Consider the following 18,054-nt stretch of genomic DNA (forward strand, 5'->3'; position numbering starts at 1 on the left):
CAGCGATGAAACTGGCGCAAGGCCCCCGCCCGCTATCCATCAAGCTGTTTGCGGCGTTCTTCCTGACCGCAGCGATATCGACTTATGTCCTGAATTTGACCAATCTGCCGATCCAGCAAGAGATATTTGCGCTCTATCTTCCCTGGCCGGGTTGGTCACAAGATTGGACGATCGTTGCCCTGTCCGCGATCCTTTCCATTGCTTTCATTCCTGTGGCATGGATTTATCTGCGCGCGAGCCGGGTGGCGCGCTGGCTTGTTACCGGGTTCTCACTGCTCAAACTCTTAAGCTTCCCGCGAATGTTCATGCTGTGGGTCTCAGACCCATACATCAATATCATGTATCTGCGCGAACCAGTCTTGATTGCGCTCGCGCTCATCATGCTGTTCACGCCAAGCGCCAATCGCTGGTTTCGCCAAACTAAGGAGCCTGATCTTGCGGTATTTGACTAGCGCCCTTTGCACTGGCGCGCTGCTCTCCCTCCTCCCGGCTCAGGCCAGCGCCCAGGCCTATCAATGCCAGATGCCCCGGATCAGCAGCGTGCCGCAAGTCTCGGCGAACGGACAAACGCGCACATTGCCGATCACGGGCTACACTATGGCGCTGAGCTGGTCCCCGGCCTTTTGCCGCACGCGGCAGGACAATCGCTCTCACGCCACGCAATGCAGCGGAGACAACGGCAGTTTTGGCCTGATCGTCCACGGTCTGTGGCCGGAAAGCGGGCGGACATGGCCGCAATGGTGCCCGACACAGGGCCGCCTGACCCCCACCGAAACGCGCCGCAATATGTGCATGATGCCCAGCGCCCGGCTGGTCGCACGGCAATGGGCGAAACACGGCAGCCGCATGACCAAGCGGCCCGACACTTATTTCAAGGTCACACGGATTTTGTGGGAGAGCCTGCGCATTCCCGATTATGACCGGATCAGCCGCGAGGATGGCCTCACCGCCGGGCGCATCCGCCAAGCATTCGCCGATGCCAATGGCGGGTGGAGCGCCAGCCAAGTCGGCGTAAAGCTAAACCGCCAAGGCTGGCTGGAGGAAATCCGCCTGTGCTACAACAAACGCTTCCGCCCGGCCCGCTGCACATCGAGCCGCTACGGCGCAAAGGACGGGGTCCGCGCGAAGATCTGGCGCGGCTTGTAAGAGTGCCCAGCAAAACGGAGACATGCTATGACCAAATTGCGAGCGATGTTCTTGCTTTTGGTGCTCTCGCTGGGAGCATGCATGGCGCCGGCTTCATCGGGCCGCTTGGATGCAAGCGCATCCAACACAGATGCAAGCGCGGTTTACATCATCAGGCATCTGCAAAAGGCGAAAGGCGACGATCCAGTCCTCACAAGCGAGGGAGCCGCAAACGCTCAGCGCCTTGCCGCCATGCTGGCGGACGCAAACATCACCGCGGTCTACGCCACCCGCACGCGCCGCGCGATGGAGACGGGCGCACCGCTCGCGGGCCAGACTGGCGCCCAAATCACACCGTACGATCCCCGCAATCCCGATGCTCTGGTCGCTGAGGTTGCTGCTGGCAAAGGATCAGTGCTGGTGGTCGGCCATAGCAACACCGTTGGCGACCTGGTGACGCGTTTCGGCGGCAACACTGCGCCGGAGCTTACCGAGCAGGATTACGGCACGCTGTTTATGGTGGATGAGGCGGGGAATGTGAGGGAGTTTGAGGTGGAGTAGTGGGCTCGCTGCGAACAGACGCATATGAACATCTGACACGGGCGATGAGGGTGACACGAAATGAGACCTAGGAGAGCTTTTCTTTCATTTATGGCCCTTATGTTTTTAGTTGCTTGTATGACCGCATCTAGAGACCTTGAAGTTTACGTGGGAATGCCTGTGTCTCAGTTCAATCAAAACGCTGTGGTTGAAGGTGAAGGCGGTAGGCTTCGTGAAGACACAAGCGATTTTTGGGGCACAAACGAATTTCTAGACGTAAAAGTCTCGCTGCCAGGGGGCGACCTAGCGATCATCAAGAGCGGTGGCTCATATGGCGGTACGACCATCGCTTCTTCCCATTGGGATAATGATAGCGACGGTAAAACGGATTCAATTCGAGTGTTTTCGGTAAACTTGACCTTGTCAGAATCGCCTCGGACCGTGGAAAATGAATTGGTTTCGTTGAAAGAGCTATGCGAGAAACTTGGGCCGGTTGATCTAGTGGCAACTGAGAACAGACTGCACACTCTTCGTGAGGGCGAAGCTGTCGTTGTTTGCGAAGCGAGTGATAACGAGACAATGGCTGTTGTCAGATCGAGAAAGACCAAATCGACACCACTTGCGCGTCCAGGGATAGTATCGACATTGCGATTGCAGCCATCGGACAATTATTTCGATAATAGTGGCAATATGTCTAGTTAACTTTCGGTGCACTATAAGCTTTTCGCCGCTAACCGCTAGTGCGGCTCTTTCTCATTATTGGTCTCTTTGTCCCATGAGGCATAACGTATTTTGCTCGATTCGCCTCTGCCGCTGGCAAAGGGTCAGTACTGGTGGTCGGCCATAGCAACACCGTTGGCGACCTAGTGACACGTTTCGGCGGCAACTCCGCGCCAGAGCTGACCGAGCAGGATACGGCACGCTGTTTGTGGTGGATGAGGCGGGGAATGTGAGTGAGTTTGAAGTAGAGTAGGCGGTTCGCTGCAACAAATGCATCCCTGCTAAAGTCCAAGGGTACGCGCGAAGATCTGATGCGGGCTGTCATACGAGCAAGTTACGTATTGAGATAGTTAATTATTCAAGTAAACTGAGAAGCGTCTTTTTATTCGGGGGTCTAGATGCAATTTTCAAACTTTGTTATGCTTTTACTCATGGCGCAAGCTGGCAATGCCGCTTTGCCAGAATTTCAATTTCAGGAATTTAAATCCAACGCCAATTTTGACATGTCAGCAGAGGCTTTCAACCAACGCAACTGTGAGCGCACCGAACCAAATGGTGTTACATGTGATCGAGCATTCCCCGTGGTTGCGGGTACGAATACGCTTATTTCTGGGTATGAAATTTACAATGCACGCTTGTCGCGAATATTCTTTTACGGTGACAGAAGCGGCTGGCCAGCAGTAAGCAGAGCCTTTGAAGCAAAATACGGCCAGCCTTGTAAGATAGAGCAGAAAGCGGTGAAAAATCGCAGAGGTGGAGAGTTCGCTTCCATAGAGCAAACTTGGTGCTTTCGTACAGGCAAGCTAGTTCTCAGGGAGCGATCATTGAGAATGGACGTCTATGGCGCAGAGTATTTGGATGATCGAAACAAGAAACCTGCGTCAAAACCTAACGTGGATTTTTGAATTCAATTCCTAGGGGCAAACACAGGCGCTCACCGTCGCTCCTTGAAAAACGCGCGGAGCAGTTCCGCCGCCTCTGCCTCGCCCATGCCGGAATAGACCTCGGGCCGGTGTAAGCATTGCGGATGTTCAAACACGCGCGCGCCGTGCTCCACCGCGCCGCCTTTGGGATCGCTCGCGCCGTAATAGACCCGCGCAATTCGCGCGTGGCTGATCGCGCCTGCGCACATCGCGCATGGCTCCAGAGTGACGTACAAATCGCATGAGTCCAGCCGGTCTTGCCTCAGCTTTGTCGCGGCTTCGCGCAAGGCCCGGATCTCTGCATGCCCGGTGGGATCGGGCGGCTCGCGCGTCGCATTCGCCGCCACTGCGATCACTGTGTCCCCCTGCATCACCACCGCGCCGACCGGCACCTCGCCTGCGCGTGCGGCCTCGCGCGCTGCCTCTAGAGCGCGCATCATCGGTTGCGGAATGGGCCAGCGAGTCATAAGCGGTCGCTATACGGCGCGGCGAATAGGCGCAACTTTGCTTGACGATCTCGCATTGTGAAGGCTATCCGCGCGCCTTTCCGGGAACACCCGAACTTTTTAGGCGGCCGAATCACTTGGCCACCTGTCACTGTGAACAGACGAGAGATATCATGTCGCGCATTTGCGAACTGACCGGCAAAGGTCGTTTGACTGGCAACAACGTTAGCCACGCCAACAACAAGACAAAGCGCGTGTTCTTGCCGAACCTGCAGCACGTCACTCTGCTTAGCGAAACGCTGGAGCGGGGCTTTAAATTCCGCGTGTCGACCCACGGTCTGCGCTCGGTTGAGCACAATGGCGGGCTCGACAATTGGCTGCTGAAGACCAAGGACGACAAGCTGTCTGCCAATGCACGCAAAGTGAAGCGTGAATTGGTCAAGGCGCAAAAAGCCGCCGCTTAAGGCTGGCAGGCGGGCCGGGTTTACCGGCTGCGTTTCCTTGACGGATTATGAAAAAGGCGTGCGGGCGAAGGCCTTGCGCGCCTTTTCATTTGTCTGCGGTAGATTCGCTTTCGCCCGATTGCGGGCGGGCCGCGTCGCCTTGCGGTTCGTCCGGAGGCCAAGCCAGCTTTAGCAGCAAGGTGCGCTGAAACGCGGAGACATTGTCATCGGCGATGAGATAGAGCGAGCCGGTTTGGGCTGCGCCCTCATCCTCGGCATCTTCTGCAAGGGTGGGATCGGGCACGAACTCGATGCCTTCAAAATTCTCGCCCCAATAGGCCCGGCCAAGCGTTGCCAGCACGCCGCCGCCCCACACTTCACCCTCGGCGATCTCATTGGGGTCAGCGCGCACGAGGCGGGCGTAGAACTTGGCTGGGAAGGCGTATTCGACCCGGCGCTCCAGAATGATCACATCGCCATCCGGCAGCAGCGCGGCATCGACCGGTGAATAGCCCCGCGTCGTGAAGAAGCGGAATTCTATCGCCTCGGCCCCGTCGACCGGATCGCCGGAGAAGAGCAGACCGGGGCGATTGGTGCGCCCCTCGCCTTCCGGAGCCTCACCCAGAACCAGAAAGCGCCCGTCATCCAGCCGAACAATGGTCTCTGGCCCGCTATTGCGTGACCAGCTGGCCATTTGCGCCGGTTTGGCGCGCGTAATGGTGCCGTCGGGCGTGATCCGCTCAATCACATTGCCATGCTCATAGGCCGCCCAGATTGTGCCGGTTTCGGGATCGCGGGTGAACGCCTCTAGGTCGGCGATGCCGCGCCGCACCTCGCCATGCCCCGGCGGGAAATCGAGCACTGTGCCCTCGGAAACCGGTGCACCATCGACCATCCGCAATTGCATGATCCGGCCGCGGTCGCTGCCTGCGTACAAGTCACCATTGCCCAGCAAGATGAGCGCGGAATAGCCGCCGAAATGCGCGTTTTGCGAATCGAGTTGCCACGCGCCAGTTATCCTCAGTGGCCCGGTCACGCCGGAGCGCTGATCAATGTCGATCACTTCAATCGGCGTATCGAACGAGGTCGACAGATTGGTGCGCAGCCACGTGCCCGGCGCAAGGCCAAGCGCCACCGCTAATATCAGGAATTTGCGCCCCATTGTGGCTGAATGTCCTTGCCGTTTGAGCCGCTTTACTGCGGGCCAGTAAACAGCAGCGGGTCGAGGCGGGTGTCATGCCATTTCAGGCCCCAGTGCAAATGCGGACCCGTCGCGCGTCCGGTGGCGCCGACATTGCCGATATATTCGCCTTGCTTGACCGCTTGCCCTTCGCGCACGGCGATCTTGGAGGCGTGCAGAAACGCGCTGTTGAGCCCTGCGCCGTGGTCGATAATGATCAGGCCGCCCTCCAGGCTAAAGCCGGTGCGCGCCAGCACCACCACGCCATCGGCGGGGGAGACGAACGGCACGCCACCCCCCGGTGCAATATCAATCCCGGAGTGATAAGAGCCCGGTTCACCGCGATAAATCCGCTGACGCCCGAATAGACCCGAAATCCGCCCCTTCACCGGCCAGATAAAGTCCTGCTTCCAGCCCTCAGCGCCGGTCACCTTCTCCCGCGCCGCCTTGATCGCCAGCCATTCCGGCTCACGCTTTTTCCACCAAGCCTCGCTCGATCGGCCCGTTCCGCGCGCCACATTGACGCGCTGGATCTCCCATTCGCGCGGAGAGATGGTCAGCTCTTCGGTAACGGTCTCGCCGCTTTCCAAGGTCGCGGACAAAGTCAGATTGCCGGGGCTGTCCCGGTCAAAAGCGGCGAAGAAATTGCCGCTGCCCTCGCCAATGCTAAGCGGCTGATCACCCAAGGTCGCCGACACCGTCCCGCGAGGCAAACGCCCGCGGATATAGCCGCCTTGGGTGAGCTCGCCTGAGAAAGTCACCTGCGGCTTGGTCTTCGCCATAACAGAGGCCGGTGCAGTGCCAATCCGCTCAGAGGCCGGTTTCGGCTGCGGCCGCGCGTCTTCGATGGTCGCGGTGTAGGCTGGTTGCGATTTGGCTGGCTCAGCGCCCGCCGTTTCCGGCGTGCTCGCCTCGCCCGAGGCGCAGCCGAGCAGGCCAAGCGCCGCAGCGAGGCCAGCGCCCCGAAGGATGCCCAGCATCGCGATCATATCTCGCCCAGCAGACGCTTGGTTGAGATCTCGCAAGTCGCATAAGCCTCTTGCAGATCCGCGCTCCAATAGCGCAGCTCTTCGAGCGGAATGGCCTCACCGCTCACCGCGCACAGCACGTGCTTGCCGGGCCTCAGAACCCGAAAGGTGGAGGGGCCGTAATGGAGTTTTGCGGCGTTATCGCCCGATGACATCAACATGGTTTTTTCTCTAGCATGACGCGTTAATCAAACAAATCCGTTTGCGCCGCGTTCCCGGGTTTAGACGGTTTCGCGCGCCGTTTTGCAGGCTTAGGCGCGGACGGCGGTGCAGGTGGCGGTGCAGACTGCGCAGAGGGGTCAGCTTCACCGCCTGTGTTCACCCCTAGCTCGCCGTCCTTGAATTGAAGCTTAAGCGCTGTTTCCTGCTCCGCCTGCGCTTTGCCGGTGAGCGCCCGCCCGGCTGCGTCGCGAACAATCGCATAGCCGCGTTCCAGCGGTTTTTCGGGATGAAACTGGCTGGCGAGCCGCGCCAGCGCATCCAAAGTCTCGCGCTTTCGCTGCATTGGCTGCACCACCAGGGCTGGCACGAGCCGCACTTGATCGAGCCTGCGCCGCGCATCCTGCGCCCCGCGCCGCAAGATGGCAGGCGACAGCCGCGCCGAAACCCCAGCCAGCGCCTCTCGCCCTTGGCCCGCGCTCATCGTCAGGCCGCGCCGCAGGCGGTCAGCCAAATCATCGAGCCGCTGGGTCTGCGGCTGAAGCAGGTTTTCCAGCAGCGGCAGGCGCTGAACGCGCGCCTCCAGCCGTTCGCGGCCCAGCTCCACCGGGCGGTGCACCGCGCGGCGTTGACGGGTGGCAAAGTCAGAGAGGGTCGCGGCAAGGTCTGCCCGCACAGGCACGGCCATCTCCGCCGCCGCCGTGGGGGTCGGCGCGCGCCGATCCGCCGCATAATCCACCAGCGTCGTATCGGTCTCGTGCCCGACCGCCGAGATTACGGGGATCGAGCAGTCGGCGACCGCGCGCACCACCTCTTCCTCGTTAAAGCCCCATAGATCTTCGATTGAGCCGCCGCCGCGCGCCACAATCAGCAGATCGGGACGCGGGGTTGGACCGCCTTGCTCGATTTCTGAAAAGCCCCGGATCGCGCCCGCGACTTGCGATGCAGACCCCTGCCCCTGAACCAACACCGGCCACACCAACACGTGGCTGGGAAAACGATCTGCCAGCCGGTGCAGAATATCGCGGATCACAGAGCCGGTGGGCGACGTCACCACGCCAATCACGCGCGGCAGATAGGGCAAAGCCCGCTTGCGTTCGCTGGCAAACAGGCCCTCTGCCGCCAGTTTCGCGCGGGTTTTTTCCAGCAGCGCCAGCAGCGCGCCCTCGCCCGCCAGCTCCAGATTGTCGATCACGATCTGGTATTTTGAGCGGCCCGGATAGGTCGTCAGCTTGCCGCTCGCGATCACATCCAGCCCATCTTCCGGGTTGAACGCCAGCTTCGACGTGTTGCCGCGCCACATCACCCCGTCGATCACGGCCTTTTCGTCTTTCAGCGCAAGGTACATATGGCCCGAGGCCGCGCGCTTTACGCCCGACATTTCCCCGCGCAGCCGGACATAGCCAAAGCGATCCTCAACCGTGCGCTTCAGCAGACCAGAAATCTCGGTGATCGACAGCGGCTGAGCGTTGTCGCCCTCCCGCTCTCGCGCTACGAGATTGGCCTGTTTGTCACTATCAATCGGCGGGGAAGCCATGAATATCCTTTTACTTGGGTCGGGCGGGCGCGAACATGCGTTAGCGTGGAAGCTGGCGCAATCCCCGTCATGCACAAAGCTATACGCTGCCCCCGGCAATCCCGGCATTGGCGAGGAAGCAGAGCTGGTCACGCTCGATGCCAGAGACCATCTGGCGGTCGCCGCGTTCTGCGCGGAAAAGGCGATTGATCTGGTGGTGATCGGGCCAGAGGCCCCGCTCGTGGATGGCCTGGCCGATAGCCTGCGCGAAGGCGGCACCGCCGTATTCGGCCCCTCTGCCGCCGCCGCTCAGCCGGAAGGCAGCAAGGGTTTTACCAAGGAGCTGTGCGACCGGGCGAGTATCCCCACCGCTGGCTATGTCCGCACGACCACGCTGGATGAGGCGGAAGCTGCACTCGCCAAATTTGACGCGCCATACGTGCTGAAGGCCGACGGGCTGGCGGCGGGCAAGGGCGTGGTGATCGCTGAAACCCGCGCAGAGGCGGAGACGGCGCTGGCCGATATGTTCGGCGGGCGTTTTGGCGCGGCGGGCGCAGAGGTGGTGATCGAGGAGTTTATGCGCGGCGAGGAGGCGAGCTTCTTCGCGATCACCGATGGCACCGCGATCCTGCCGTTTGGCACCGCTCAGGATCACAAGCGCGTGGGTGAAGGCGACACCGGGCCCAACACTGGCGGCATGGGCGCCTATTCGCCGGCCCCCGTGCTGACGTCAGAGCTTCAAACGCGCGTGATGGACGAGATCATCAAACCCACGGTTGAGACCATGCGGGCGGAGGGCATGCCCTATTCCGGCGTGCTCTATGCGGGCCTGATGCTGACCGAGGCGGGGCCAAAGCTGATCGAATACAATTGCCGCTTTGGCGATCCGGAATGTCAGGTGCTGATGACCCGGCTGACCAGCGATCTGGCCGAGATCATGCTGGCCTGCGCGAAGGGCGAGCTGGCGGGATGCGAGGCAAACTTCTCACCCGCCACGGCGATGACGGTGGTGATGGCGGCCAAGGGCTATCCCGGCACGCCGGAAAAAGGCGGGCAGATCAATCTGGGCCTGGCAGAGGCACTGCGCGATGGCGGCGCGGCCAAGGTCTTCCACGCGGGCACGGCGATGGTCGATGGGGAGCTGGTCGCCAATGGCGGCCGCGTGCTGAACGTAACGGCCAAAGGCATGAGCGCCACCGAAGCCCAGAAAACCGCTTACGGCGCGGTTGATGCTTTGGATTTTGAGAGCGGCTTTTGCAGGCGGGATATTGGCTGGCGTGAGGTTGAGCGGGAGGGGCAATGATGGGAGCGAGTTAAGTCGCCCCCACCACTGTCTCAGCACTGATAGTTATCTTTTATAACAGCGTTGTAATAACTGCCAGTTGAACCTGCGGAGCAAAGCCCCTGCCAAACGCGCATTGGGACACCGCAGAAGTCATAACCTCTTCCACTAGTGAACACGATGTGCAGGTCACCATTGGCCGGACTGTATGTCGCGCTAGAAATAGCCGACGAATTGAAAGAGGCGGACAGCATTAGCGCTTCCAGTCCGGACGCTTGATCCGCTCTTTCTCGGTTTCACGTGGGTTTCTTTTGGCATAATTCTCTGTGACAAACTGACCGTTTACAGAGCTACGATGCGCTGTCTGGCGCCTTATTTTTTGTCCCATAGTAAGGGCTCCTTCTAAAAAGAGACCTTGACCAAAACAGGTAACATCCGCAGTTTGCGAATGCTGCTAGACACAGCCGCTTTGCACCGGGTGGCCTCGAAACTACCCCGGCAAACGATAGGCCGGGCCTCATTTTTGGGGTCCGGCTTTTCGCTGTCAATCAGTATGTTGAATAACCTCACGATTGGACGCAAGAGGTGTAACTTCGGGGATATCTCGGAAAAAGGCGATCGAACATTTTGGGATCGTATGCGAATGGCGCGACTCGTTTGAAATCCTGAACTCTCGAACCTTTTGCCGCTTTGTCACTTCCGGTGGATAAGTCATATTGTCCACAGGGGAGCCGCAACGATGCCTCGTTTGAGGGTCTTCAAAGTAAGCTAAATCTTGACTCCCGTGGGTCAAAATCGACTTTCATAAAAGCAGCGATTCTCTGTAGCTGCCCCCAGATCTGGGAGGCGACGGCTCGTGGTGAATTTTCCTACTCAGGTCGGCTTTGCTAGGTAGCCCGCGCTCTTTCACATTGTCAGACCCCAGCCACTTTTGATCGAAAAATCCGATCATACGCGCCTGCATTAATCGAATGCACTTTCGGCCCAGGACTGTGTTCCAGCCGTTCCAAGCGTGCCTCACCAGCGGTGAATGGAGTAAGGCTCCCCAGTCGTGCTACCATGAGCCAGTTCGAACCCTACAGGGTTCGCAAGGCCGCATTGGCCGCCCGCAGCGACGCGGCCTTTAGGCCGCATGAGCGAGGAAACCGCAGGTCCGGATGGACCTGCGCAAAATCAAAGCCTCTCGTCCATCATCGCCTTCATGTCCGCCTCAGGACGCGGGCCATAGTGAGAGATCACCTCCGCAGCGGTGATCGCACCGCGTTTCAGACAGCGCGTCAGCGGCTCACCCTTGGCATAGCCAGAGAGGAAGCCCGCCGCGAACTGATCGCCAGCCCCCGTGCTGTCGACGACCTTGTCAATCGGCACAGCGGCGATCTCAGCGCGCTCGCCATGCGCAATCGCGATAGCGCCCTTCTCGCCGCGGGTGGCGACCAGAACCGGCACCTTGCCAGCAACCGCGGCGACGCCCGCCTCAAACTCAGCTTCGCCGGTTAGCGTCGCAAGCTCGCTCTCATTGACGAACAGGATGTCGATCAGGCCCGCCTCGATCATCTCGCGGAAGTCGTCGCCGTGGCGATCAATCACAAAGCTCTCACTCGCGGTAAAGGCGATCTTGCGGCCCGCTGCGCGCGCGACCTCGATCGCGCGGCGCATCGCGCGGCGCGGCTCTTCCGGATCCCACAGATAGCCCTCAAGATAGAGGATCGCACCGCTTGCGATCAGCTCTTCATCGAGCGCTGAGGCCGGCAGATACTGGCCTGCGCCAAGGAAGGTGTTCATCGTCCGCTCGCCATCCGGCGTTACGAAGATGAGGACGCGCCCCGTGGCAGGCTCTCCGCTGCGCGCAGCCGTGTCGAAATCGATGCCGGTGGCGCGCATATCGTGGCGGAACACCTTGCCCAGCTGATCACCCGCAACCTGGCCGATAAAAGCGCATTGCATGCCCAGAGTGGAAAGCCCCGCGAGCGTGTTCGCCGCTGATCCGCCAGACACCTCACGCGCAGGTGGCATCGCCTCGTACAGCTCATCGGCGCGCGCTTCGTCGACCAAGGTCATCCCGCCGCGATTGAGACCCAGCTCCTCGATCAGCTCCTCTTCGCAAGCGGCGATCACATCCACCACTGCATTGCCAATGGCGATCACATCATAGCGCGGCTCGTTTACGGGTTCTGGCACAGCAAAGTCCTGTTTGGCTAAAAGTCTGAATTGCGCCGCAGCGCCTAGCCCGCTTGAGGGCGCAGGCCAAGCCCTGTGGAGCGCGCGCTTGCATCAGCATTTGACTTGATCGCACTGACCCCGCATCGCAAAGGCGATGAGTCTTGTGATTGCATCCCTTGCCAAAGCCTTCGCGCAGCTAAGCGATCCGGCCATTCTGCGTGTTCTGGTCAAAAGCCTTCTAGTGACCCTGTTGATCTTCGGCGGCATCGGCGTTGTGATGTGGCTGTTCTTGATGGATGCGCTGGAATGGGCACTGCTACCCATCTTGCCAGAAGGGTTTGAGGGCCCAGCTGCTGCGTTCTTAGCCGTGGTTTTATGGCTTATCGCATTTTGGCTCACCTTCAGGATCGTCGCCTTCGCCGTGCTGCAGTTCTTCGCCGATGAGATCGTGCGCGCGGTGGAGCAGCGCCACTATCCAGACGCCGCCAGCACTGCCCGCGATCTGCCGTTTCGAGAAGACCTCAGCAACAGTCTGCGCGGGATTGGCCGAGCCTTGGGCTTCAACCTGCTTGCCCTACCCGTCGCGATCATCCTGTTGTTCACAGCCATTGGTCCCGCCTTGGTTTTCCTAATCGTCAACGCGGTGCTATTGGGGCGCGAACTCACTGATATGGCGTGGCTTCGGCACCGTCAGCCGGATGATACCGGCACTCCGGTGGGCTCGCTTCAGCGATTGGCGCTGGGCGGTGTGATTGCGGGATTGATGCTGGTGCCTTTTGCAAATCTGCTTGCCCCAATTCTGGGCGCCGCTGCAGGAACCCATTTGACCCACCATGCTCGCGGTCGCACGGGCCTTAATCAAAGGGATGCCGTTGATGCGTAAAGAGCTTGGCCTTGCGGCAACATTGCTGCTTGGCGCCTGCGCCAGCACTTCCAGCGGCGGAGCCACGCACACGCCGGGCGTCACCCGCACCGGGCCGCTCACCACCACAGTACGCGGCGGAGATCAGCCGGCAGGCGGCGGGTTCAGACCGCCGACGGTGCAAAATGCCGGCAATCTGGGCGGCGTAATCGGTGCACGCGCAGAACAGCTCACCGCCAGCTTTGGCGATGCCCGCATTGACCTGGTCGAAGGGGATGCGCGCAAGCTGCAATTTGCAGGCGAAGGCTGTGTGCTCGACGTCTTCCTCTATCCGTTGGAGCCAGGGCAAACGCCAACAGCAACCTATGTTGAGGCGCGCAACCCCGAGGGCGGCACCAGCGTGGATGAGGCGAGCTGCGTGCGCGATTTGGCGCGCCGCTAACGGCCCCCGAGCACTATGGTAACCCGACTTTAAGCACTTTTGCGGTAAGAATTCGCGCAATTGCGAAGGGACTTTGACACGCCATGACAACCCAATTTGCCGATCTCGCCCGCCGTGCCAGTGAAGACGGGCACATCTCTGCTGAGGAACTGCTTTCCTTGCGCCAGCTTGGCTGGGGCGACGGCATCATCCACCGCGCAGAAGCCGAAGCGATTTTCGCGATCAACAATGTGGTCGAAAACCCTAGCCCGGAATGGACCGACTTCTTCGTGGAGGCGATTGGCGAATTTGTCCTCAATGGCACCGACCCGCGCCTGATGTGCGATGAAAACGAAGCCAAATGGCTGATCTCTCAGATCGATCATGACGGCAAAGTCAACAGCATGGCCGAGCTCGAAGCGATCGCTCGCATCGTTGAGCGCGCGCAAAACGTGCCTGACACGCTCAAGCACTATGCGCTGAAGCAGGTTGAAAACGAAGTGCTGACCGGCACTGGCCCTACCCGCGATGGCGGCGAATTGTCGGATACACATATCAGCGCCTCCGAATGCAAGATCCTGCGCCGCCTGATCTTTGCCAGCGGCGGCCACGGCACAGCGGCCGTCACCCGGTTTGACGCAGAGATGCTGTTCCGCCTGAAAGACGCGACCAAAGACGATGCGAACGCGCCAGAATGGGCCGATCTGTTCGTCGATGGCATCGCGAACTATCTCAAAGGCTTCCACCTCGCCCATGCTCAGATCAGCCACGAACGTGCCAAAGAGCTCGAAGCATTCATCGCCGACAACAAAGCGAATGTCGGCCGCTTCATGGGCAGAATGGCGAAAGCAGCGCCAGACGTCGCCAACAATTTTGGCAAAGTGTTCGGCAAAAAGGGTTCAAATTCTCAGTTCGAAGCACGCGCCGCAGAAGGCAATATCGTGACTGAAAACGAGAACGCCTGGCTCCAAGCTATGGTCGATGCAGACGGCGAATTAGATGCGCTTGAACAAGCCCTGATCAAACGCCTGAGCGAAGAAGGTTAAACGCCCTGCTTTGGAGAAGCTCAGGCAAGCTGCTTTTGCAGCCGGCCCTGGCGCAGCCTAGACCATAAAGCTCTCGCCGCAGCCGCAAGCGCCTTTGGCATTGGGGTTCTCAAAGGTGAACCCAGCGGTGAAGTCATCCTCGACCCAATCCATGATTGAGCCGACCAGATAGAGCACGCTCGCGCCGTCGATGTAGAAGGTGCCGCCGGGTGTCTCGATCTTCTCGTCCATTGCGACCTCTTCGGTCACGTAATCAACCGAATAGGCAAGGCCTGAGCAGCCGCGGCGCGGCGTCGACAACTTCACACCAATCGCATCCTCCGGCGCTTTGCTCATCAGTTCGGCCACGCGGGCCTCTGCGCCCTTGGTCAGGGTGACAGCCGCAGGGATTTTGCGCGTTTTCGTTTTGGTGTCGGTCATGCCACCAGCTCCTTCTGCCAAAACAAAGCATGGCCTTTGTTTGGGTCCAGTTGATAATCGCCGTAACCCAAAGAGCCGTATAAGGCCTTGGCAGGCTCATTCCCGCTCAGAACTTCCAGCGTAACTTTGCACGCTCCATTTTTGGCTGCGATACTCTCAATCTCGGCAAACAATGCTTTGCCCAAGCCCTTCCCGCGATAGGCCGTTTTGACCACAATATCGTGAATGTTGACGAGTGGCCTTGCCGAAAACGTAGAGAATCCAAAAAACAATTTGCCAGCGCTGCGGGCTCCCCATCGCAATACGCTATCAGGGAGAAAGCGTTCTGTTGCTCCTGCAGACGCGCAGCAAGATTCGCGCGAACTTCGGGATCGAGGGGGGCTCCTCCTCCCATTGGATCGAGCGCATAATAGCCCAGCAAATCAACCAGGTCTGCGGCATCCTGTCGGTCAGCATAGTCGGCTTTTTTGATTGTCACTGCACTCATCACAGCATTCCTAACTCAAGCCGCGCTTCATCCGTCATCTTGTCCGGGCCCCAAGGCGGATCCCATACCAGATCAACTTCGGCATCGCGAATGCCCGGCACGCTGGCAGCGCGCAGCTCCACTTCACCCGGCATGGTTTCGGCAACCGGGCAATGCGGCGTCGTCAGCGTCATGGTGACGGTCACATCGGCCTCGTCATCGACCTCCACGCCGTAGATCAGGCCAAGGTCATAGATGTTCACGGGTATCTCAGGATCGTAAATTTCCTTGAGCGCATTGACGACCGCCTGTTGCAGATCACTACCCGCGCCGCCGACTTCGCCGGTGGCCGGTGCCTTAGCCAGAAAGCCCTCTAGATAGTCGCGCTTGCGCGGCTCGTCAGAGGCCGCCTGAGCCTCAGCATCGGGATCAATCGCATCGTCCACCCGTGCGCGCTTTGGCTTATTAACTATTACGTCTTCATTCGGCGCAGGGGCCGCGACAAACTCGGTGTCATTTTCTGGCTTGTTCATTGCGAAGTTCCCAAAAACAAACGACGCGTCCGCGCAATGCCTTCGAGCAGCGCATCAACATCATCATCATTCGAATAGAGCGCGAAACTGGCCCGCGCTGTTGCTGGCACGCCCAGATGCTCCATCAGCGGCTGTGCGCAATGGTGTCCCGCCCGGATCGCGACATTCGCCTCGTCGAGGATCGTGCCGAGGTCATGCGGGTGAATATTGTCGATCGCAAAGCTGACGATGCCCGCGCTGTCCGCAGGGCCGAACAGGCGCACATCATTCATCGCGCCCAGCTCGTTGCGCAGCCGCGCGACCAAAGCGCTTTCTCGCGCGTGGATGTGGTGTAGGCCCACTTCGCTGACATAATCAGCCGCTGCCGCAAAGGCGATCGCCTCCGTAATGGCCGGCGTGCCTGCCTCAAACCGCTGCGGCGCAGGGGCATAAGTTGTCTTTTCAAAGGTCACGCGGTCGATCATTGCGCCGCCGCCCTCCCACGGGGGCATGGCATCCAGAATGTCCGCCCTCGCCCACAGCGCGCCGATCCCGGTCGGGCCGTAAAGTTTATGCGCGGAGAAGACGTAGAAGTCGCAAGCCAGCGCCGCGACATCGACCGGCATATGTGGGGCCGACTGACAACCATCGAGCAGCAGTTTCGCGCCGACATTGTGCGCCAGATCAGCAGCGCGTTTCGCGTCCAGAACAGAGCCCAAAACATTGGAGACATGGCCAAACGCGACGAGCTTGTGCCGCTCAGTCAGCATCGCTTCGGCGGCGTTCAGATCAATCTGGTGATCATCGGTCAGCGGGCACACATCAATATGCGCGCCGACACGCTCGGCGAGCATTTGCCACGGTACAATATTGGAATGATGCTCCGGCTGGGACAGCAAAATCCGGTCGCCAGCGCCAATGTTGGCTTCGCCCCAGGTGTTCGCGACAAGGTTGATCGCCTCGGTCGCGCCGCGCGTAAACACTAGCTCGTTTTCCTGACCGCCAATGAAGCGCGCAATCGTGCGCCGCGCGCCTTCATAGGCCGCCGTCATTTCCGCTGAGCGCGCATAGACGCCGCGGTGAACGGTCGCATAATCCTCACCCATCGCGCGGGCCATCGCATCAATCACTGCCTGCGGCTTTTGCGAGGTCGCTGCCGTGTCGAGATAATGCCATGGCGCACCGTCCCGGCCAACCAGGCCAGGAAAGTCAGCGCGGCGCAGATCGCCAGCGTCGCGGGTCAAAGAAGCGGGCGCGTTCACAGCGCACTCCCCTCCAACGCAGCCAGCGCCACATCCAGCAGTTCGCCCTGCGCATTAGAGTCGCCCATTGCGACGAGAGCATCGCCGAGAAAGGCCTGCACCAGCAGCCGCTGCGCCACATCAGGAGCAATACCGCGTGCGGCCATATAATAGCGTGCGCTCTCGTCGAGCTGACCCATGGTCGCGCCGTGCGCGCATTTCACATCATCGGCAAAAATCTCAAGCTGAGGAACGGCGTTTGCGCTCGCGCCTTTTTCCAGCAGCAGCGCTTTGAAGTCCTGCGCCGCATCGGTCTTTTGCGCATGGCGCGCGACGTTGATCTCGCCCAGGAAATTGCCCGAGGCGGTGCCCCAATGCACGCTGCGCACGGTCTGATTGCTGGTCCCATCGGGCTCTGCATGAATGGTCTTGGTTACGAACTCGCGGGTGGCATCGCCGCCGCCAATCGTCACGCCGCCAAACTCGAAATGCGCCGCGCGTGCCAATGTCACCTCGATCTCTAGCCGGGCTGAGCCGCTGGCTGCGTTGACCGCGAAGAACTCTGCCCGCGCGCCTTCGCCCAGCGCCACGCGAAGCCGCGTAACCGCAGGCGCATCGCCGTCCAGCACAAAGGTCTCGCGGTGGGTCTCGCCCGCGGCCACCGAAACCTCGCGCCAAGCGTTCAGCGCTTCAGCACCAATCGCCTCTGCCGCTGAAATATCGGCATAGCGCCAGGCCTCATCGTGCCGGGTTGGAAGAGTGGCCAGTTCGCTCACGCCGCCGCCCCAAGGTTTTCGGCCATAACCGCGTCATAACCTTCGTTCTCAAGCCGTAGAGCCAGCTCTGGACCGCCGGTTTCGATAATGCGGCCATCGGCCAGCACGCTGACGAGGTCAGGCTTCACGACGTCAAGCAAACGTTGGTAGTGAGTAATTAGCAGCACGCCCTTATCCGCCGCGCCGCCTTGTGGGCGCATAATGGCATTGATGCCCTCACCCACAACGCGCAGCGCATCAATATCGAGGCCGCTATCGGTCTCGTCCAGCACCGCTAGCGACGGGGCGAGAATGCCCATTTGCACCATTTCAGCGCGCTTTTTCTCGCCGCCGGAAAAGCCGACATTCACGTGCCGTTTTAGCATGTCCATATCCATGCCAAGCAGTCCTGCCTTTTCCTTAGCGAGCTTCAGAAACTCGCCGCCAGACAAAGGCTCTTCGCCGCGCACTTTACGCTGAGCGTTCAGCGCCTCGCGCAGGAATTGCACATTGGAAACACCGGGGATCTCAACCGGATATTGGAAGCCGAGGAACAGGCCAGCGGCGGCGCGCTCATGCGGATCCAGATCAAGCAGGTCTTGGCCCATGAATTCCACGCTGCCGCCGGTCACTTCGTAACCCGGCTTTCCGCCCAGCACATTGGCGAGCGTCGATTTGCCCGCGCCATTGGGGCCCATAATCGCATGCACCTGACCAGGGCGAATCTCGAGGCTCAGCCCCTTCAGGATCGCTTTGCCGGCGGTTTCGGCGTGGAGGTTTTCAATCTTCAGCATTGGAATTGTTCTCTT

23 protein-coding genes are annotated in these 18,054 nt (G+C 60.0%); 10 read left to right on the forward strand and 13 right to left on the reverse strand.

Annotated features, from left to right (window positions below; genetic code table 11):
* Positions 1–5 precede the first annotated feature (5 nt).
* From AC0V6M_RS04905 to AC0V6M_RS04925, 5 genes are all read left to right on the forward strand, one after another.
* Positions 6–452 carry a hypothetical protein gene (locus tag AC0V6M_RS04905; protein ID WP_486137740.1) on the forward strand — a complete coding sequence of 149 codons (447 nt, stop codon included), beginning with the start codon at positions 6–8 and terminating at the stop codon, positions 450–452.
* Complete coding sequence (locus tag AC0V6M_RS04910; RefSeq protein ID WP_486137741.1) at positions 436–1,146, forward strand: ribonuclease T2 family protein; 711 nt, start codon at positions 436–438, stop codon at positions 1,144–1,146. Before AC0V6M_RS04905 ends, AC0V6M_RS04910 begins: the two co-directional genes overlap by 17 nt.
* 27 nt (positions 1,147–1,173) lie before the next feature.
* Positions 1,174–1,686 carry a SixA phosphatase family protein gene (locus AC0V6M_RS04915; RefSeq protein ID WP_486137742.1) on the forward strand — a complete coding sequence of 171 codons (513 nt, stop codon included), beginning with the start codon at positions 1,174–1,176 and terminating at the stop codon, positions 1,684–1,686.
* Between the two features lie 90 nt (positions 1,687–1,776).
* Positions 1,777–2,367, forward strand: coding sequence for a hypothetical protein (locus AC0V6M_RS04920; RefSeq protein ID WP_486137743.1), 591 nt, complete (start codon positions 1,777–1,779; stop codon positions 2,365–2,367).
* Positions 2,368–2,783: 416 nt separating this feature from the next.
* Complete coding sequence (locus AC0V6M_RS04925; protein ID WP_486137744.1) at positions 2,784–3,290, forward strand: hypothetical protein; 507 nt, start codon at positions 2,784–2,786, stop codon at positions 3,288–3,290.
* Positions 3,291–3,319: 29 nt separating this feature from the next.
* On the opposite strand, the gene AC0V6M_RS04930 is transcribed toward AC0V6M_RS04925, so the two are convergent.
* Positions 3,320–3,775, reverse strand: coding sequence for a nucleoside deaminase (locus AC0V6M_RS04930; RefSeq protein WP_486137745.1), 456 nt, complete (start codon positions 3,773–3,775; stop codon positions 3,320–3,322).
* Between the two features lie 152 nt (positions 3,776–3,927).
* Here AC0V6M_RS04930 and rpmB point away from each other — a divergent pair, with 152 nt between their 5' ends.
* Positions 3,928–4,218: a 50S ribosomal protein L28 gene (rpmB, locus tag AC0V6M_RS04935; RefSeq protein WP_472640163.1), complete on the forward strand. Its 291-nt coding sequence runs from the start codon at positions 3,928–3,930 to the stop codon at positions 4,216–4,218.
* Between the two features lie 85 nt (positions 4,219–4,303).
* Here the strand turns inward: rpmB and AC0V6M_RS04940 are convergent, their stop codons facing one another.
* The 4 genes from AC0V6M_RS04940 to xseA are packed head-to-tail and all read right to left on the reverse strand — an operon-like array spanning position 4,304 to position 8,101.
* Positions 4,304–5,359, reverse strand: a complete 1,056-nt coding sequence (locus AC0V6M_RS04940) for an esterase-like activity of phytase family protein (RefSeq protein WP_486137746.1) — start codon at positions 5,357–5,359, stop codon at positions 4,304–4,306.
* 32 nt (positions 5,360–5,391) lie between these two features.
* Positions 5,392–6,366: a M23 family metallopeptidase gene (locus tag AC0V6M_RS04945; protein WP_486137747.1), complete on the reverse strand. Its 975-nt coding sequence runs from the start codon at positions 6,364–6,366 to the stop codon at positions 5,392–5,394.
* Positions 6,363–6,566 (reverse strand): DUF2093 domain-containing protein, encoded by a 204-nt coding sequence (locus tag AC0V6M_RS04950; RefSeq protein WP_472643826.1) that lies wholly within the window; start codon positions 6,564–6,566, stop codon positions 6,363–6,365. The genes AC0V6M_RS04945 and AC0V6M_RS04950 overlap by 4 nt, the downstream gene beginning before the upstream one ends.
* Before the next feature lie 23 nt (positions 6,567–6,589).
* Complete coding sequence (xseA, locus tag AC0V6M_RS04955; RefSeq protein WP_486137748.1) at positions 6,590–8,101, reverse strand: exodeoxyribonuclease VII large subunit; 1,512 nt, start codon at positions 8,099–8,101, stop codon at positions 6,590–6,592.
* On the opposite strand from xseA, the gene purD reads away from it, so the two are divergent.
* A complete protein-coding gene (purD, locus tag AC0V6M_RS04960; protein ID WP_486137749.1) occupies positions 8,100–9,383 on the forward strand; it encodes a phosphoribosylamine--glycine ligase in 1,284 nt (427 codons plus the stop codon). The genes xseA and purD overlap by 2 nt on opposite strands.
* A gap of 32 nt (positions 9,384–9,415) precedes the next feature.
* Here purD and AC0V6M_RS04965 read toward each other — a convergent pair whose 3' ends face one another.
* Both AC0V6M_RS04965 and AC0V6M_RS04970 read right to left on the reverse strand, forming a co-directional pair.
* Entirely contained in the window at positions 9,416–9,616 is a 201-nt protein-coding gene (locus tag AC0V6M_RS04965) for a KTSC domain-containing protein (protein ID WP_486137750.1), read from the reverse strand.
* 919 nt (positions 9,617–10,535) lie between these two features.
* On the reverse strand, positions 10,536–11,540 hold the full coding sequence (locus AC0V6M_RS04970) for an adenosine kinase (RefSeq protein WP_486137751.1): 1,005 nt from the start codon (positions 11,538–11,540) through the stop codon (positions 10,536–10,538).
* A 145-nt stretch (positions 11,541–11,685) separates the two neighbouring features.
* Here AC0V6M_RS04970 and AC0V6M_RS04975 point away from each other — a divergent pair, with 145 nt between their 5' ends.
* The 3 genes from AC0V6M_RS04975 to AC0V6M_RS04985 all read left to right on the forward strand — a co-directional run bounded on the left by AC0V6M_RS04975 (position 11,686) and on the right by AC0V6M_RS04985 (position 13,851).
* Positions 11,686–12,405, forward strand: coding sequence for an EI24 domain-containing protein (locus tag AC0V6M_RS04975; RefSeq protein WP_486137752.1), 720 nt, complete (start codon positions 11,686–11,688; stop codon positions 12,403–12,405).
* Positions 12,398–12,826: a hypothetical protein gene (locus AC0V6M_RS04980; RefSeq protein ID WP_486137753.1), complete on the forward strand. Its 429-nt coding sequence runs from the start codon at positions 12,398–12,400 to the stop codon at positions 12,824–12,826. The genes AC0V6M_RS04975 and AC0V6M_RS04980 overlap by 8 nt, the downstream gene beginning before the upstream one ends.
* Before the next feature lie 83 nt (positions 12,827–12,909).
* Positions 12,910–13,851: a hypothetical protein gene (locus AC0V6M_RS04985; RefSeq protein WP_486137754.1), complete on the forward strand. Its 942-nt coding sequence runs from the start codon at positions 12,910–12,912 to the stop codon at positions 13,849–13,851.
* 57 nt (positions 13,852–13,908) lie between these two features.
* Here AC0V6M_RS04985 and AC0V6M_RS04990 read toward each other — a convergent pair whose 3' ends face one another.
* The 6 genes from AC0V6M_RS04990 to sufC form a co-directional block, all read right to left on the reverse strand.
* Positions 13,909–14,271, reverse strand: a complete 363-nt coding sequence (locus AC0V6M_RS04990) for a HesB/IscA family protein (RefSeq protein WP_486137755.1) — start codon at positions 14,269–14,271, stop codon at positions 13,909–13,911.
* Positions 14,268–14,543, reverse strand: a complete 276-nt coding sequence (locus AC0V6M_RS04995; RefSeq protein ID WP_486137756.1) for a GNAT family N-acetyltransferase — start codon at positions 14,541–14,543, stop codon at positions 14,268–14,270. The genes AC0V6M_RS04990 and AC0V6M_RS04995 overlap by 4 nt, the downstream gene beginning before the upstream one ends.
* Positions 14,544–14,757: 214 nt before the next feature.
* Positions 14,758–15,270: an SUF system Fe-S cluster assembly protein gene (locus AC0V6M_RS05000; protein WP_486137757.1), complete on the reverse strand. Its 513-nt coding sequence runs from the start codon at positions 15,268–15,270 to the stop codon at positions 14,758–14,760.
* A complete protein-coding gene (locus AC0V6M_RS05005; protein ID WP_486137758.1) occupies positions 15,267–16,511 on the reverse strand; it encodes an aminotransferase class V-fold PLP-dependent enzyme in 1,245 nt (414 codons plus the stop codon). The genes AC0V6M_RS05000 and AC0V6M_RS05005 overlap by 4 nt, the downstream gene beginning before the upstream one ends.
* The gene (locus AC0V6M_RS05010; protein ID WP_486137759.1) at positions 16,508–17,266 is read right to left on the reverse strand and encodes a SufD family Fe-S cluster assembly protein; all 759 of its coding nucleotides are present in this window, start codon (positions 17,264–17,266) and stop codon (positions 16,508–16,510) included. Before AC0V6M_RS05010 ends, AC0V6M_RS05005 begins: the two co-directional genes overlap by 4 nt.
* Positions 17,263–18,039 carry a Fe-S cluster assembly ATPase SufC gene (gene sufC, locus AC0V6M_RS05015; RefSeq protein ID WP_486137760.1) on the reverse strand — a complete coding sequence of 259 codons (777 nt, stop codon included), beginning with the start codon at positions 18,037–18,039 and terminating at the stop codon, positions 17,263–17,265. Before sufC ends, AC0V6M_RS05010 begins: the two co-directional genes overlap by 4 nt.
* Between the last annotated feature and the right edge of the window lie 15 nt (positions 18,040–18,054).

It is taken from the genome of Erythrobacter sp. JB3-1 (assembly GCF_057364995.1).

Bases quoted from the DNA above. Each gene is read 5' to 3' on its own strand.
- AC0V6M_RS04905 (WP_486137740.1), top strand. From the start codon at position 6: ATGAAACTGGCGCAAGGCCCCCGCCCGCTATCCATCAAGCTGTTTGCG.
- AC0V6M_RS04915 (WP_486137742.1), top strand. From the start codon at position 1,174: ATGACCAAATTGCGAGCGATGTTCTTGCTTTTGGTGCTCTCGCTGGGA.
- AC0V6M_RS04920 (WP_486137743.1), top strand. From the start codon at position 1,777: ATGGCCCTTATGTTTTTAGTTGCTTGTATGACCGCATCTAGAGACCTT.
- AC0V6M_RS04925 (WP_486137744.1), top strand. From the start codon at position 2,784: ATGCAATTTTCAAACTTTGTTATGCTTTTACTCATGGCGCAAGCTGGC.
- AC0V6M_RS04930 (WP_486137745.1), bottom strand. From the start codon at position 3,775: ATGACTCGCTGGCCCATTCCGCAACCGATGATGCGCGCTCTAGAGGCA.
- rpmB (WP_472640163.1), top strand. From the start codon at position 3,928: ATGTCGCGCATTTGCGAACTGACCGGCAAAGGTCGTTTGACTGGCAAC.
- AC0V6M_RS04940 (WP_486137746.1), bottom strand. From the start codon at position 5,359: ATGGGGCGCAAATTCCTGATATTAGCGGTGGCGCTTGGCCTTGCGCCG.
- AC0V6M_RS04945 (WP_486137747.1), bottom strand. From the start codon at position 6,366: ATGATCGCGATGCTGGGCATCCTTCGGGGCGCTGGCCTCGCTGCGGCG.
- AC0V6M_RS04950 (WP_472643826.1), bottom strand. From the start codon at position 6,566: ATGTTGATGTCATCGGGCGATAACGCCGCAAAACTCCATTACGGCCCC.
- purD (WP_486137749.1), top strand. From the start codon at position 8,100: ATGAATATCCTTTTACTTGGGTCGGGCGGGCGCGAACATGCGTTAGCG.
- xseA (WP_486137748.1), bottom strand. From the start codon at position 8,101: ATGGCTTCCCCGCCGATTGATAGTGACAAACAGGCCAATCTCGTAGCG.
- AC0V6M_RS04965 (WP_486137750.1), bottom strand. From the start codon at position 9,616: ATGCTGTCCGCCTCTTTCAATTCGTCGGCTATTTCTAGCGCGACATAC.
- AC0V6M_RS04980 (WP_486137753.1), top strand. From the start codon at position 12,398: ATGCGTAAAGAGCTTGGCCTTGCGGCAACATTGCTGCTTGGCGCCTGC.
- AC0V6M_RS04985 (WP_486137754.1), top strand. From the start codon at position 12,910: ATGACAACCCAATTTGCCGATCTCGCCCGCCGTGCCAGTGAAGACGGG.
- AC0V6M_RS04990 (WP_486137755.1), bottom strand. From the start codon at position 14,271: ATGACCGACACCAAAACGAAAACGCGCAAAATCCCTGCGGCTGTCACC.
- AC0V6M_RS05000 (WP_486137757.1), bottom strand. From the start codon at position 15,270: ATGAACAAGCCAGAAAATGACACCGAGTTTGTCGCGGCCCCTGCGCCG.
- sufC (WP_486137760.1), bottom strand. From the start codon at position 18,039: ATGCTGAAGATTGAAAACCTCCACGCCGAAACCGCCGGCAAAGCGATC.